The 15,709-nt window shown below is 46.8% G+C and carries 15 protein-coding genes; 3 read left to right on the top strand and 12 right to left on the bottom strand.

Annotation, left to right across the window (positions count from 1 at the left end):
• Positions 1–7: 7 nt before the first annotated feature.
• The 8 genes from M2134_RS06715 to M2134_RS06680 all read right to left on the bottom strand — a co-directional run bounded on the left by M2134_RS06715 (position 8) and on the right by M2134_RS06680 (position 5,536).
• The gene (locus M2134_RS06715) at positions 8–754 is read right to left on the bottom strand and encodes a DUF1349 domain-containing protein (RefSeq protein WP_280750518.1); all 747 of its coding nucleotides are present in this window, start codon (positions 752–754) and stop codon (positions 8–10) included.
• Between the two features lie 131 nt (positions 755–885).
• A complete protein-coding gene (locus M2134_RS06710; protein ID WP_280750517.1) occupies positions 886–1,650 on the bottom strand; it encodes a helix-turn-helix transcriptional regulator in 765 nt (254 codons plus the stop codon).
• Positions 1,651–1,735: 85 nt separating this feature from the next.
• Positions 1,736–2,128: a VOC family protein gene (locus M2134_RS06705; protein WP_280750516.1), complete on the bottom strand. Its 393-nt coding sequence runs from the start codon at positions 2,126–2,128 to the stop codon at positions 1,736–1,738.
• Positions 2,125–2,535, bottom strand: a complete 411-nt coding sequence (locus M2134_RS06700) for a VOC family protein (RefSeq protein ID WP_280750515.1) — start codon at positions 2,533–2,535, stop codon at positions 2,125–2,127. Before M2134_RS06700 ends, M2134_RS06705 begins: the two co-directional genes overlap by 4 nt.
• 33 nt (positions 2,536–2,568) lie before the next feature.
• On the bottom strand, positions 2,569–2,964 hold the full coding sequence (locus tag M2134_RS06695; protein ID WP_280750514.1) for a VOC family protein: 396 nt from the start codon (positions 2,962–2,964) through the stop codon (positions 2,569–2,571).
• Positions 2,965–3,033: 69 nt separating this feature from the next.
• Positions 3,034–3,780, bottom strand: coding sequence for a helix-turn-helix transcriptional regulator (locus M2134_RS06690; RefSeq protein WP_280750513.1), 747 nt, complete (start codon positions 3,778–3,780; stop codon positions 3,034–3,036).
• Positions 3,781–3,796: 16 nt separating this feature from the next.
• The gene (locus tag M2134_RS06685) at positions 3,797–4,933 is read right to left on the bottom strand and encodes a DNA alkylation repair protein (protein ID WP_280750512.1); all 1,137 of its coding nucleotides are present in this window, start codon (positions 4,931–4,933) and stop codon (positions 3,797–3,799) included.
• A 12-nt stretch (positions 4,934–4,945) separates the two neighbouring features.
• Positions 4,946–5,536: a type 1 glutamine amidotransferase family protein gene (locus tag M2134_RS06680; protein WP_280750511.1), complete on the bottom strand. Its 591-nt coding sequence runs from the start codon at positions 5,534–5,536 to the stop codon at positions 4,946–4,948.
• A 171-nt stretch (positions 5,537–5,707) separates the two neighbouring features.
• On the opposite strand from M2134_RS06680, the gene M2134_RS06675 reads away from it, so the two are divergent.
• Complete coding sequence (locus M2134_RS06675) at positions 5,708–5,959, top strand: hypothetical protein (RefSeq protein ID WP_280750510.1); 252 nt, start codon at positions 5,708–5,710, stop codon at positions 5,957–5,959.
• 805 nt (positions 5,960–6,764) lie between these two features.
• Positions 6,765–7,475: a hypothetical protein gene (locus M2134_RS06670; protein WP_280750509.1), complete on the top strand. Its 711-nt coding sequence runs from the start codon at positions 6,765–6,767 to the stop codon at positions 7,473–7,475.
• 27 nt (positions 7,476–7,502) lie between these two features.
• On the opposite strand, the gene M2134_RS06665 is transcribed toward M2134_RS06670, so the two are convergent.
• The 4 genes from M2134_RS06665 to ribF are packed head-to-tail and all read right to left on the bottom strand — an operon-like array spanning position 7,503 to position 12,639.
• A complete protein-coding gene (locus tag M2134_RS06665; RefSeq protein WP_280750508.1) occupies positions 7,503–9,125 on the bottom strand; it encodes an asparagine synthetase B family protein in 1,623 nt (540 codons plus the stop codon).
• Positions 9,122–10,618: an oligosaccharide flippase family protein gene (locus M2134_RS06660; protein WP_280750507.1), complete on the bottom strand. Its 1,497-nt coding sequence runs from the start codon at positions 10,616–10,618 to the stop codon at positions 9,122–9,124. Before M2134_RS06660 ends, M2134_RS06665 begins: the two co-directional genes overlap by 4 nt.
• A gap of 9 nt (positions 10,619–10,627) precedes the next feature.
• A complete protein-coding gene (locus M2134_RS06655) occupies positions 10,628–11,683 on the bottom strand; it encodes a M20 family metallo-hydrolase (protein WP_280750506.1) in 1,056 nt (351 codons plus the stop codon).
• A 29-nt stretch (positions 11,684–11,712) separates the two neighbouring features.
• Entirely contained in the window at positions 11,713–12,639 is a 927-nt protein-coding gene (gene ribF / locus M2134_RS06650) for a riboflavin biosynthesis protein RibF (RefSeq protein ID WP_280750505.1), read from the bottom strand.
• Between the two features lie 251 nt (positions 12,640–12,890).
• Here ribF and M2134_RS06645 point away from each other — a divergent pair, with 251 nt between their 5' ends.
• Entirely contained in the window at positions 12,891–15,509 is a 2,619-nt protein-coding gene (locus M2134_RS06645) for a helix-turn-helix domain-containing protein (protein ID WP_280750504.1), read from the top strand.
• Positions 15,510–15,709 lie beyond the last annotated feature (200 nt).

The following is a 15,709-nucleotide window of genomic DNA, read 5'->3' as shown; positions in this document are numbered from 1 at the left end:
AAGTGCCCTATTCCTCGTTGAGTTTGCCTATGCGGAAATTGGAGACAGCTTCTTGCTTAAGCGATACTTCCGTGAAATAGCAGGTGTGCTCATTGTCTTTGGGGCTTTGGGAACTCAGGCCAAGCAATAGTTTTTCAGGAAAATCATTCTTATAGAGACGAGCCATGTGCCATATTTTCCCATCTTCTGAAAAATAACTACCCAGAGTGGTGCCATCGGAGGATAATCTCATATAGACATACGGACCGATAATTGCCTGATGATTATTGTCATCGGAAGTGCCTATTGTACGAACTGACACTACACGATAATCACCATATTCATCCTGCTCGAAACATAGTTTTTGACAATGCATGTCGTTCTCATACGCATATAACACACCAGCTGAATATGTTCCGGTTTCGGTGAAGTTAGGCTGTACTTTAGCTGTAAAAGTGAAAGGCTTAGTGTTGTCAACCTCTGTGAAAATGACCGCGGAACTATTGACAACGCTTCCGTCCGGAGAACGGAAATAATCAGTTTGGGGACCGGCTACAAACTTGACGGTGTCGCCAAGAAGTGTAATACTGTTTTCTGTACAGTTTTTAGACTTTGTAAAACGGATTTCTCCTACATTGATGTTACATGGATCGAGTTCAACGGTTTCCGTCGTAACTTTCTTGTCAAAACTGACTGTTTCTTTTCCTGATTCTTTCTGAGTGCATCCACTCACTACGATACTTGTAATGAGTGCGGCAAATACTAATCTTTTCATTGTGATGTTGATCTGTTTTCTATTGATTTACAACTTTCTTATGGATTATTTCCGGTTGCAAAATTAGATAGAATACAAGATGTGAGCAACACTGATTTCTAACCAATTTTCGCATTAAGCGTATATACACATTAAATAAGGCTCATTCTTAATGCAATTTCTACTGCCGCTGCTGTATTGGTAACTTTTAATGCCGTTAGAATATCCTGACGATGGCGATTGACAGTATGAATTGAGATATTTAAGTTATCGGCAATCTGTTTGCTTGGCACCCCTTTGGCCAGTAAGGACAATATTTCAAGTTGTCGGCGGCTAAGAATTTTACGGTCACTCGCTTCGTATAGGTCTCGTCCAACCGTTTCCCCGGTCAATAGATTGACAATGATTCCGTCTTGTCGGTTATGAGAAATGGGGTATGGAATGTAAGTGCATAGGCCGAGTGAGACACTACCGTTGGCACTACAGCTGAAATATCTCGTTGTGTGGAGTATTTTGACTATTTCATTGCCTTCGGGCCGGTAAAAATTGAGGATACATGAAGCCGAAAAATTAGTCTTTTCTTTTATTGAAAGTTCTTTTATAAAATTGAAGAAACGGAGTTCCAGTACATGACGTTCAATAAGCTCATCTTCTTTCGCATGACTGAATACAATGTCCTCAAAGGCTGAATTATAGTCTACCATATATTCCGGGAGATTCATTACAGTTTGCCCGAATTTCCCGGAGTATATATGGCATTCGTTGTTTTGAAAATCAGAAACAACAGCTATCCCTTCTGTCGCAAGAGCATAACCATTCGCACAGGCTCTTGCTTTAGCGAGTAAAAGCTCTCTATTATCCGAGACCTCAAACTGTTGTTCTGTCAAAAGCGATTTTAGTTCATGTTCTTGCTTCATTATGGATTGAATTAGTCTGCTTTATGTACAAAGGACCAATGGGTATGTGTGACTTTCCTGCTATCTTCGTCTTTCTTTTTCATAATCATTCTGCCAACAACTCTATATAATTACCTTCGGGATCTAATACGGCACTTTCATAATAGCCATCGCCGGTAGTACGTGGTTCGCTTGCAATGGTGTAACCATCTCTTCGGAAGTGTTCGGTCAGTTCATTGACAGTTTCTTTGTTTCCAATGGAGAGGGCTATGTGTGCCAATCCTTTAAGCATATAACGTAGTTGGTCGTTCTGGGCGATATCCGGACGGTTCATCAACTCAATGCGTGCTCCTCCTTCGTTAAAGGTCAGGAAGTAAGAGGTGTATTTCTTTACAGGGTTGATGTATTTATCGTTGCAGCTAACGTTGAAGTATTTGAGGTAAAACTCCTTCATGCGTTCGATATCGTCCACCCAAATGGCTATGTGTTCTATTTTCATCTTGTTGTCTCTTCTGCTTTAAGTGGAGTAAACAATTCAATCAGGTTCTCTTCCGGGTCGTAGAGATGCACGACACGCATTCCCCAGCCGGGCATATCCATGGGTTCGTTGATGAATTTAAGTCCTTTGGCCGAAAACGCCTGATAGCTTTCGTCTACATTGTCGACCTCGAAGGAAATCATGGATTTCTCGCGGCAAGCCGTGGGTTGTGCCTTGTCTGCATTACCAATGGCGGGGGCCATATAGTCGGAGGTGAACAGGGCAAGGCCTTCTATGCCGTCGGCTACCTTGAAGCTGGCATAACATTCCTCTACGTCCCAGGCGGCCTCCAAACCGAGCTGTTGGGTGTAGAAATTGAAACACTTGCGATAGTCTTTTACTAATAATCTTACGTTGTTGAATTTCATGTTTGTTATGTTTTAATTTATAATATTCTTTTCTTAATCTACTCTATCTTCTGTTATCGTCAGAATATGTCCGTTGTTATCGAAGATGGCGAATTCGTCTGCCCCGTAGAATGTTTTATGCATCTCTTTGGCAAGGTACGCTGTCCCCTGAAGTTTCTCGTATAATGTTTGCATACCTTTCATCTTCACATAAAAGGTTATTGCACCCAATACCGGACGACCGGCTAACTGCGGATATTCTTCGGTAAGATTGCCCATTTCCTGAAACATAAGCGTTGCTTCACCATTAGCCACCATTGCCCATTGCAAGCCTCCGGTGGGGGCGGGAACACTCATAATCAGATTGAAACCTAATGTCTCGGTATAAAACTGTACTGTTTCGTCGACGCTCTTTACGCCGATATTAGGAGATAGAGTTTGATATTCCATGGCTTTCATCTTTTTTGAGTACAAAAATACAATAGTTGTTTGATGTGTTTCGTGTAAAAATCCGACATTCTACACGGCGTGTTCCGACGGAGAGATACTTCCCAAACGCTGAAACTCTTTATTCATGTGCGAGTGATCGTGATATCCGCAAGCAATGGCTATTTCGTACATGCTTTCATTCGGATGGGTTTCCATATACCTACGGACGGAGCGGAAGCGCATGATATTGCTGAATGCTTTGGGAGATATGCCGATGGTTGCTTTGAATTTACGTTCGAATTGCCGCTCCGACAGACAGACTTCTCCGGCTACCTCCCTGACGGCTAAGTGGCCGTTGTTGCTTTGAATAAGAGAGACAGCATAACTGATTTGTCGGTCGGGCAGGAATAACTTGTGCATACGCGCCAGGAAGTAGGCATTGATATAATTAATGCGTTCCTGCATACACTCCATGTCGGGCAATCGCTCATAGAAACTGTTATCAAACAGCGTTTCGGTGAGAGGTAGTTCTATGTTTTGGTTGGTAATCATGGAGATGGGTATGCGGGTGAATGCAGTGATCCCTGCCGGCGCAAAGCGGATTCCCATCATTTGCACCCGCCCCGGCTGATAGGAGATTTCCAATAAAGAGGTCATGGTACCGACCAGCATGGGCAAGTCGGCTGAGGATTGGTTACTTCCGAAATCGAAGATGATATCCACGCAACCGTCGGGGAGAATACGGTGTGTGAACGTATTGTCAATCAGCCCATCGGTAACCCAATAGGTTTCTATCAAGTGCTGTAGGCGCAGGTCGGGTGGGAATTCTTTGTACATACAGGTTATTTCGGTATCATTCCACCAATTCGAAATCATGTTTCTCAAACTCATTCCCGTTGATGATAATAGCTACCTGATGAAGTCCGGGGTGGAGTTTGCGGGTGGTTACTACCTTGAACGAGTGTTTGCGGGTGATCGCAGTGGTTGAATGGGCGGCGTAGTCTTTCTCACTGATCTTGCAGACTTTCTTCGACAAGGTGCCGTTCGCCTTTTGGTAGTATAAGCTGTATTCGAGTCTTATTTTCGCTTTCTTATTGTTGTTGTTCGATAGGTTGAAACTAAACTCCAACGAGTCGCCGACTTTCACTTGGGGAGTTACGATCCGGAAGTTCTCAATCATTATGTGTTTCGTAGAACCCAGACCGAATAGCTCCATCACTTCGGGATTGCCTTGTTTGAGCAGTGTCCGGCAGCCGTGCTTAATGATCCAATCGACTTCTTCCGATTCTCCTTGCCACCTTTTTACCAGATCAATCACTACTTGGGGATTGTCTTTGGCAATGTCATTCAGGTTGTTGGCAACGCTTAGACGCACAAACCGAGCCGGGTCGTTCTTTAGGTTTTCCAGGATGGGAAGGATGGGAGTAGGATCGGCTTTCAGACTCGGCAGAGCCATAGCCCAGGGCAGGCGTGGGCGGCAACCTTCGGATGCCAACCGGCGGACTCCCCAATGTTCGTGCTTCGACCAGATGAGCATTTGCGCCATCATGGCTTCGGGGTATTTGACAATGAAGGGATGGGTGACAAACTCGCAGCTACTGAACTGGGTGATCCGCTCGATGGCTTTGACGGAGGTCTCGTAATCGTCCAAGCCGTATTGTTCGATATAGCTATCCAAAATTCCTCCATATTCCAAGAGTAAGCCAAACTTTGTATCGTCTATTTGGGAGCAGTGGGGGTAGCGAGGCTCTATATGATCCAGTAGAAGGAGTATTTTATCGACGGACTCTTTGTAATCAGCCGGCAAGAATTGTCTGAGCACTGTCGCCATGTGTGCGGTACGTTGTTTGAGTTCCCGGTCTTCCCAGTCCTTATCCATTACCTGGGAGGTGAATATACGGGTGTCTAAGTCGGGGATGACGAGCTTCAGGTCTTTTGTGAATCGATCTAAGAAGGGCTCGTTGTACATGTTTTTGAAGGGCTCTGCCATACTTGTGATTCCTTAATACTTCCCTGACAGAAAGAGATAGCTCTCTTCGATGGCCTCCGGCGTGTCAGCTTCCAGGGCATACAACACCTCCCGACAGAACTCTATAGGCGCTGTTCCGGGGGCGGTGACGATTTTACCGTCTCTTGCGGCTTTCTCGTTGATATAGTGGGCCTCACCGGTATATGCCTCGCCGGCGAATTGTTTCAGGTAATCCAGCCCGTTGCTCGTATGCTTCACGTTGTTGAGGTGTCCGTGCATGCCCAGGAATACGGAGCCATTGCAGATTCCGGCCACGACTTTATCCTCCTGGATGGCTTGTTCGACAAGTGGAACGATGAGTTTGGCTTCGGGTGAGAACCAACGCATACCGCCGATCAATATCAGTCCCGCATGGTCGGCAGGCATATCATTCAGGTCGTAGTCGGGCAAGAGTTTGAATCCGCCTAAGGAGGTGATCGGGTCTTTTGTGACAGACATCGTCTTCACGGAGAAGTTGATGGGGTTTCCGGGCTTCACGCCTTGATTCAGGCAGGTGGCAATGTAGGTGCTCTCCCAGTCGGCGAACTCGTCTAGGAGGACGAAGAGGATTTCTTTTTTTTGCATGGTGGGTTTGTTAGAATATGATTGTTTGTTTTTACTTCAATAAATAGAGGTGTTTTATAATCACGGCGTAAAGATAGAAAAATTCCTGGATGCTGTTTTTTGTTATTACAGATTGCGGAGTGAATGGGGAATTGTTAAAATACAAAGTGTAAGCAAAAAGGCTATTTTGCTATGCAATATGATACGTTAAAAAGTGTTACTCGCAGGACTAATTTTAAATACTCCTACGTTTTTGGAAAAATACTCCTGCTGAAATATCAAAATGATAGTTTGAGGGTTTGGGGAAAATGGGGCGAATTAACATGTATTAAGGGTTTGCTGCTGGGGTGGGGAATATTTGAAGGAGAAGGGAGAAAGGGGAAAGGGGAAAGGAGAAAGGAGGAGGGAGTGTCTTCAAATTTGGTAAGATGGGGAGGTGGGTAAGTTGCACTGAAATGAGTTAAATCCCGCAGGGATTTCCTATTCGTAACCCTCGGTAAGAGAGCGAAGCGAACGACCGGGGGTATTCCGCTAATAATAACTAACGAACCCGGAATGGGTTCAACCCGCTTCGGGGTTGCTTGTAGAGTAGGTCTTGTCTATCTGCCTACCTACCACGGGTTTGCTTCGCTACACCCGCGGTTACGAACAGGAAATCCCTGCAGGATTTATATGAAAATCTTCCAATTTAGTAAAAAATGAAGATTTCTTAGTGATAAAGTAGTATAAAAATTTCTCCTCCTTTGCTAAGGAGGAGAAATTTTGTCACTACTTTTATACTCTTTATGATTGTAAAACCTTCCCCCTCTCCTCCGATTTGATTCCCAAGGAGCGCTGCCAGCGCGAGATTATGCATAACCGTATGCAAGCATAGCGCAGCTTACGGTATAGCGACTACCTGTCAATCAAGCGCCGCAGGTGCGAGATCTGCCATAATCCCGCCCCATGCGGGGCTTTTTATATAGAGGATTCACTACCGTAAGCTGCGCTACGCTTGCATACGGTTATGCATAATCTCACGCCTGCGGCGTGCTTCCCCGCAATCTTCACATCTTCTCCTTTCTCCTTTCTCCTTTCTCCTTCCCATCTCCTCCTATTTGAAGATCCGCCTGCCTTCAAATTTCCTCCATTTTGACTATCAACAACTATTGTGTGGAAAAGGGGGAAATAGGATAGAACCCTTAAGAATACTTATCATAAAGGTAAATTAATTAAAATATAGCGGCTTACGTCAAAAACTGTTTTATTTTTGCAACAGATATATGTGCAGATGAACAGACGATTACTATTTTTATTACTCCTTGGTTTTCTTACGGTAGGGAACCTGCGGGCGCAATGGACACCGACAGACTCCCTGTGGTTGAAAGATATATTGAGCGGAAGAGATACCTTGCGGTTGAATCCGGAAACCCTGGATGCTATTCAGAAGGGAACATTGATTAACCCCGGAAACAGCCCCGTTACCCCCATGATGGAAGCCGCGCGGGAGTTGCCTTTATTGATTGATTTTGAAGAATATTTCCAGTCGATTGATTCGGCTGTGCCTCGTAAATTCAACTGGACGGATCTACCTCCGGCGCTTTTTATCCGCTTTTATAATCCAGTGATGCCTCCGATTATAGTCTTTCCGGTGGGGGGGACAGCCTTTGAGGGACCTTCGGGTGTTTTTCAGACTGATTTCGTGCATCCGTTGAATATGCTCTTCAGCAAAACATACCGGCAGTTCTACAATAACTCCCTGACGGCGAAGAACCTAAAGTATTACAACGAAAACCCCTCTCCGCAGCAAAAGAAAAAGATGCAAAACTACGCGACCCCCCGGACGGATCGTTTGGTGGTGGCAAGCGATTCGGCGACTTATCACCGCAGAAAGGAGGCATTACCTTTGCCGCTGGTCACGCTGTGGGTAAAGAAAGACTCGGTGCCGGAATTGCTTCCTGACTCTATACTACCAGATTAAGACGCTCCAATAACATTCAAACAGCTTCTAAAATCGAACATTCCGAATAGCATACAAGGTGTTATTGTCGTTGTCCGGAAACCAGTGTAAAGGACGTTTTACATACGGTTTCAGGTAGCGGCGCAGCTTGTTCGGCAGCTTGTCGTAGGGCATTCCCTCCGGAAAGCGGGGCGAACCGGCGGCATAGACCATATAAAGCGCATCGTCCGAACGGGGCGTCTCTTTTCGCGTGCGATAGATTAGTTTGCGCTTCCAGGCATCGGGCAGGGAGGCTATCAGTTTTGATTTTGTGCCCACCGGTCGCATCTCCAGATCGAAGGCGATCGAACGAAGCGGCTCCTCGTACAATCCGTTTTTCTCACAGGCATAGAGGAAACGTCGGTATTTCTTTATCTCGACGGGGATCTGTTGCCAATACACCATCAATTCTTTGTCCCAAAGCGGTGTACGCCAGTCGAACCCAAAATATTCATAGACCCGCACACTGTTCTGTATGAATTTGGCATGACGCTCCTGCCAGTGGAAATACTCAGGGAAGTAGCGTGGTGACTGCTGAAAATGCTTGATCATCGTCGACAACTCCTCCAAGACCACATCGCTTCGCTTCGTTGCCTCCCATTGATTGAAATAGGGGGCGAGGTAGGTGTATATCTGCTGTTTGGAGCGCAATTTCTCTATTCCATCGAAGCAATAGGCTCCGGTCAGAAAGTCAAACGTATGACCGGGTACAAAGATATCGCCCGGTTGCAGGATTTTTTGTTTTTTTAGTTCAGATACAGCCAATAGGTCTTGAATATGCGGGTCGCTCACACCATTGAAGGCGAAGTCGAAGTAACGATCGAAATCGGGGCTTTCGCGCAACGCTTGCCATTTCTCCGGCGTATATTCCACAAAGTGCCAGGCGTAGCCCAACGCCTCAGCAATCTGCTGGCTTAGGCGGGATTGTTTATTGCCGGGATAGCCATAGGAGTAGCAGATCAGGTTCTTGATGCCCAGTTTATGCATTTGGTTGAGCACCATCCGGGAGTCATGCCCACCGCTTAACGGAACGATCCAGTTGCGTACCTCCGGCGCACTTTCCCGCATGCGACGAAACAGGCGGGTGAATAGTGCGTTTTGCTTCTCCACCTCCTCGGTCACGACGAGTTTCTTTTTCGGGTCGAACTCCGAAGCATAGGTGAAATAGCGCTTTTTTTCTGTCTCCTGATCGTTTATTCGAACAATCTCAGCCGCCTGAAGGGCATACACCTCTTTGTAAAGGGTCGAGTCTTCCAGTGTCAGCCCGGCGGTCAGAAATACCTCGGCTTTGCGGATATCGACTTCAGGATTCAGACCGTATTTTTCAAAAGAAGCCAATAGGTTGTCCGTGATATAGATATGCCCCTTCTCTTTTAGATAGAGAAGCGGATAGGAGCGGATATGGTCGGAGATAAGGAATACCGAACTCTTCGACTGAATGACAATGGCATAGTTGCCATTCAACCCGGTGGCCAATTGGCTGAGGGTATGTTCTTTCCGGCGGATACTGGATAAGACAAGTTGATGGAACGCTTCTCCGGTGTAGCTTTTGCCCATCCATTCGGCCCATCCGATGGTTGACACCGCGCCTTGGGTGATCCAGTTTTTTCTGTAAAGGTCTATATGTATCATTCTTTTTGCTTTAATAGTGATCGAATTATAGGTGATAGGATGCTTTTATAATCGAGCCCCAGCCATTTCCCCGTCAGAAGAATTACCGGATAATACAGGCAGAAGGTGATCGCCTGGTTAAGTACTAATGGTAATGTTTCGATATAGGGATACAGGAGTATCCTGATCGGCAGGATAATCAGGAGGGCGTGAACGATTATTTTTAAGAGCGATAAAACTGTTTTTTGGGTGAATACATGCAGGTGAAGCCTGTATCTGATATAGCTATAAAAGGCAACGTATAGCAATATAGAGTTCGCTGCCGATACACAGGCTATGACAACGGGCGACGGAAAGAGAGCGATGGTGACAGCCTCCGTCAACCAGATCGAAATAGCCGATATCAGGTAAAAACCGACATATATCTTCATCTTTTTCAGTGCCAATAGAACCGGTAGGAAGGGATATATATTGACAAAATTGCTTATCAGAGCTATCTGGAAATAGATAGCTGAGCTGTTGTATTCCTTTCCGTAAATGATGATAATGATTTCCGTTGCAAAGAAAAGGCAGTATACCAATAAAGGATATAGGATCAGACTTGTTTTCAGGATCGCCTTTTGCCACGAGCCGATCGCTTCGCCAAACAGTTGTGGCGTATTGGCGCGGGAGAAGAGCGGGATCAATACCGCCATCACCGAGGCGGTTATCATCGGCGCCAGCGGGAACTGCATATACCCATTGGCAAACTCCGCGAAGGTGACCTCGCCAAAGTAGCGGCTTACAAAGAATTGATCGGCCGATCCGGAGAGCATAATGCATAAGTCGGCGCCCATAAGCGGAATGGCATAGGCGGCAATATCCCGGAGGCGAAGCGAGGATGGCTCCGCGCGATAGCCTCTGTAGGGGCGGTAGATAAGAAAAAGAGCAGCCAATAGCATCAGGAAAGAGGAGAGAACCAATCCGTATAATGCCGTTTCGCAGTCGGCTTTGTAGAGAATCACCGGCAGAATGATACTAAGTAATACCACGATACGGGAAAAGACCGTGTACATCGCCAGGTAGTGCGTTTTCTGTTCCCGCAGGTAAACGCTCTCGATCGAGAAGGTCGGCATAAGCAGTAACGGAACAGGCGCGTAGATGCGCAAGGCCTTTTCCAACGCGGGGTTATTGAGTATGTCTGCTACAACCCCGGCGGAGAGATAGATAAAGATAGAGAAGATCAGCCCCAGGAGTACGAATGTCAACTCAAAGCGGTTGACGAGGTGTTTCCCTTCGCTTTTGGTCAATTTGGGAAGAAAATAGGTAAGCGTTTCCGGCAGCCCGACGGTGAAGATCAATACAAAGGCGGAATAGATATACATCACCTGTTTGTAGGTGCCGTAATCCTCTTTCGTTAGGTAGCGCGATAGGATGGCAGCGCTGACAAAAGCCAGCGCGAACGAACTTAGTTTACCCAGACCGATCCAGAAAACCTGTGTCTGGTTGCTTGTATCGTTGATCAATCCTTTCATCTATCGCCATTAAGAAAGGTGTAATCCGTCTAATAGTCGCACGTAGGTATCGATGGCCTCTCGGATTTCTATCTCTTCGATGTATTCATCCGCCGAGTGAGAACGAGCCGAGTTGCCCGGACCGATCTTGACCGAGGGGAACGACATCAACGCCTGATCGCTTAGGGTAGGGGAGCCGAAGGGTGTTTTCCCCATCATCACCGCCCGGGCAACGAAAGGATGATCCGGGGAAATCGAACTGGAATTGAGTCGGAAGCTACGCGCTTTCACTTCGCAATCCACCGCTTTGGCGATCAATTCGAAGAGCTCTTCGTTCGGATAAAACTCGTTGGTGCGGATGTCAACGGTGAATGCACAGCGATCCGGAATGACATTGTGTTGTGTTCCCGCTTGTATCATGGTTACGGTCATCTTTACCGGTCCCAGGAGTTCGCTCTCTTTCGGGAGCTGATAGGTGTTGAACCATTCGATATCTTTCAAGGCTAATGTAATGGCGTTGATGCCTTCGTTGCGCGCGGCATGTCCTGACTTGCCAATGGCGGTGCAGTCCAGTACCATCAATCCTTTTTCGGCAATGGCCGGGTGCATGCCCGTTGGTTCGCCTACAATAGCAAAATCAATACGGGGCAGATCGGACAGTGCCGATTCGATGCCTTGCTTGCCGGACACCTCTTCTTCGCAGGAAGCCAGGAATATCAGGTTGTAGGCTTGCGGTTTACGGCTGATAACGACAAATGTTTCATACAGCGACACGACACTGGCACCGGCATCGTTGCTGCCCAATCCGTAGATCATGCCCTCCTCTTCTGTGGGAAGAAAGGGATCTTTTGTCCATCCGGCCACCGGTTTGACGGTGTCGATATGGGAATTCAACAGAATGGTCGGCTTGGCAAAGTCGAACCCGGGCGCGATCAGCCAGAGGTTATTGCCCTTCCGGTGCACCTGGTGCCCCGCCTTTTGCCAGGTCTCCTGCAGGAAATCGGCTACCGCTCCCTCTTCCCGGCTAAAGGAGGGGATGCGGATCATCTCTTTCAGTATATCTATTGCTTCGTAGTAATGTTCCATCGTATGGTGTTTTTCGTGAAACGCTCCGGTTAACCCCGCATCAGCGCTTTTACCGCCTGACGGTCTTTCTCTAATTGGTCTTTCAGGGCTTCCAGGGAATCAAACCGGATGTCTCCCCGTACATAATGCATAAACGAAACGCCAATCTCGTTATTGTAAATATCTTCGTTGAAGTCGAAAATGTTGACCTCAAGCGTAACGTCCTCTCCATTGTTGAGCGTCGGGCGACGACCGATATACAGCATGCCGGCATATACATGGTCTTGTAAAGTTACACTGACGGCATATACACCGATTGCCGGAATCACTTTGAAGGGTTCATCCACCCGGATATTGGCGGTAGGGAATCCCAGTTTGCGCCCTACCTGATGGCCGCCGACGATATGCCCCTTGATCTGGTAGGGATAGGTAAGCAAGCGGGCTGCCGTTTCTACATGCCCCGAAAGGAGTTGCCGCCGTATCTCTGAAGAGCTGACAGCGGAAGTGCCCGTTTCGAGCTCTTCACCCGGCACGACCTCAATGCCGCATTCCTTCCCGTAAGCGATATATTCCGTCACCCCTTCCGCCCGGTTATGTCCGAAGCGATGGTCGTAGCCGACAAGCAATAGCTTGGTATGCAATTGGTCGGCCAGGATCGTGCGGATAAACTCTTCGGCAGTCAGGCGCGAGAGCTCCGGCGTGAAGTCAAACAGGATGCAATAGTCGATACCTGTTTCTTCCAGGTGTTCTAATTTCTCCGGAAAGGAATTAAGAAGTTTTGGCTGGTAATCAGCCTGGAGCACCTTGCGCGGATGCTGCGGAAAGGTGATGACTGCCGTAGGGAGCCCCCTTTGTGCCGCCATGGTTTGTAAACGTTCGATCAGGAAGCGGTGCCCTCTGTGGACGCCGTCGAAGAAGCCGGCCGTAACAGCCAGTTCGATACCTTGTAATTCTTTTGTGTCTCTAATAACTCTCATCAGGAAACTATCCACTACAATAGGACGCAGGAGCAAAGATAGCTATTTTTACCTACAAACCACCCGGTCATTCCTTATTTGGCGTGAAGGCTCAATAGGTAATGATGTCTTGGCTTTTCATTTGCCTGATTGGTTTGGGAATTAGGAAAAAATGCTTTTCTTTGCATAGGGTAATATGCGCTTCGCATGAATCCAATTAAGTTAAGCTCTACAATCACCTCCGTATTATGAGGAAACCATATTTTAAGAGAATGAATCGAATTCTTGTTATAGTGTGTTTTTTGCTTTCCGGCCTGTTTTGCATGCAAGCAAAGGAGTTTGTATTTACGCCGATTGATGTCTCTCACGGACTGAGCGATAACCAGATTCGTTATATTCTGCAACTACCCGATGGGCGGATGGTTTTTGTAACAAGCGGAAACGTGAATTTATACGACGGAGCCCGCTTTACCTACATTCATCGCACATCCGACCACTTTTACGCATTAGATAAATATGATGGTCATCATCGGATCTATCAGGAGCATGATTCTTTACTCTGGATAAAGAATGGCTATACCTTGGCTTGTATCGATCTGCGAAGGGAAAAATATATAACTGATCTGGAGCGTTATCTTCGGGAACGAGGCATAACGGAGAAGATCGACAACCTGTTTTTGGATAGCTCTCAACGACTTTGGATGTTGTCCTCTCAAGGTTTGCGGCAAGAGGGAGATACGGCCTGTTTCGATCTCTCCGCAGACAGTGGGGAGCTGCAGGATATGGATGCTGTAGACGATCGCCTGTATCTTTTTTACAATACAGGAGAGCTTGTTTGTTACCACCTGGAAACCAAAGAACGATTGTATAGCTGTGCGGCCTATCCCGAAGAGGAACAAATCTCTTTTTCCCGAACTTCCCTTATCGTAAAAGGAGAAGAGGGCTTTTTTCAGTTGCGCAACGGAGGCAACGGGCGGAAAGGCGGTTTTTTCTATTTTGATATAAAAAAGCAGGCATGGCAAAAGCTGTTTGAACGGGATTATACCCTAAACACCCTGATCGTAACGTCGGACGAGGCGTATGTCAGCAGCAGAAGGGGAATCGACCTGTACGACCTGCGATCCGGGCAGCAGGAATTTTTTCCTATATTCCGAACCGTTACCGGCGAGGTGCTTCGTACGGAAATCAGTACCATCTTTTCTGATGAGCAGGGAGGCCTTTGGACGGGAACCTTCAATCGGGGATTGCTCTATTATCATCCTTCAAGGTATAAATTTATTCAGGTGGGGCGAATCGCTTTTACGGATACCTCTTTAGCAGAAGAGATCAGTGTAAGAGCCTTTGCTGAGGATGAAACAGGGACGATTTATTTGAGAAGTCAAGCTAAATACTACCAATATAATCCCGACGAAGAACCGGTACTGACGCCTGTCTCCATAGAAAAACTTCCTGCGCCTGTCAGGACTGACTTGAGCCGACGCATCGAACAACCGGTGTTTCGGGGAAAAAGGTACACCTCTTTGTGTACAGACGCACGCGGGTGGATATGGGGCGGAACGCCTGATGGACTGAAGTTGTTTAAGCCGGAAGAGAGAGATACAGCTTTTTATACGGAAAACGGGCTGTCGAACAACTTTGTGCATGCTATACTGGAAGACCGACATCATCATATATGGGTCACGACCAGTTATGGTATCTCCCGTATCGAGGTCGATTCGGTGAGCCAGAAGATCCATTTTCTTAATTTCAACCCCAATGACGGTACCCTAAAAGAAGAATACACAAATGGTGCTATATGGGAGGCATCTGACGGGACGATCTATTTTGGAGGCATCGAAGGATTTAATGTGTTGAATCCGGACAACCTTGTTATCTCGCATGTGCCTTCCCAACCACTCTTCTCCGGATTGCTTTTGCATGGGGAGATTGTCAGACCCGGGGTTCCCTATGGCGGGCGGGTGATCCTGTCGGAGGCAACGCCTTATACCAAAGCGATTGAGCTCTCTTACAACCAAAACTTCTTGGCTTTTGAATTTGCTGCTCTCAACTACCAGAATCCGGCGCAGACCCATTACCGTTTCCGGTTGGTAGGCATGAACTCCGACTGGCATGAGGCCTCTGTCAGCCGGCAAAACAAGGACTCTGAAATCGATGGTGTCTTGCGTATCCCTTATACCAATCTTTCGCCGGGGAAATACCTTCTGCAGGTGATGTTTTCGGACAATGGCCACCAATGGGATGGAGGCGTAACGGAATTAGCCATTCTGATACATGCGCCTTGGTGGAAAACAACAACGGCCTATATCGTCTATTCTTTGATACTGCTCATTGTTATTTTGTCGATCATTTGGCTCTATATACATACCACACGGAAAAAGATAGAACGCCAACACAAAGAGGAGATTCTTTTACATCGTATCCGAAGCCTTATTGAACAAACGCAGCAATATGAGGCCGGGTTGAAGTCCGGCTTGGCAGAAAATGCCCATGCGCAACCAAACGACGCCGAAGAGAAGGGGAATTCCTCTCCGAATGAAAAACATGACGCGGCTGATGTTGCCTTTTTAACACGTGCCATGGAACAGGTGGAAAAGAACCTGGATGTGGCAGGCTATTCGGTCGAACAACTTAGCAAAGACCTTTGCATGGATCGCACCGGACTCTACCGCAAATTGATCACCCTGCTCGACGAATCGCCCAGTATCTTTATCCGCAACATCCGCCTGCGCCGAGCTGCCCAACTTCTATTGGAAGGGGAGCTCAGTATAACCGAAATCTCAGAGCGGGTGGGCTTCAATAGCCATAGCTATATGAGTAAATGTTTTATGGAAATGTATGGCTGCCGCCCCTCTGAATATGCGGCAAAAACCAAAAATCAACATAAGTTTTAATCGTTTCAACAAGGCTGCTACCCTTCCGGCTTGACATGGTCTATATTTGTAAAGTGTAAAAAAGACATTTGTTCTTTTTTGCCACCTAGTTATTAACCTTAAATATGTCTGAGTATGGAAAACACAAGTTGACTTCTTTTTTTAGTTGGGTAAACTAATACCATGAGTGAAGAGTAAAGCGAAATTATTAATTTGATCTA

It is taken from the genome of Parabacteroides sp. PM6-13, from assembly GCF_029892605.1.
In the GTDB taxonomy this organism is placed as follows: domain Bacteria; phylum Bacteroidota; class Bacteroidia; order Bacteroidales; family Tannerellaceae; genus QVMG01.
This window is presented reverse-complemented; position numbering and strand designations above follow the sequence as displayed.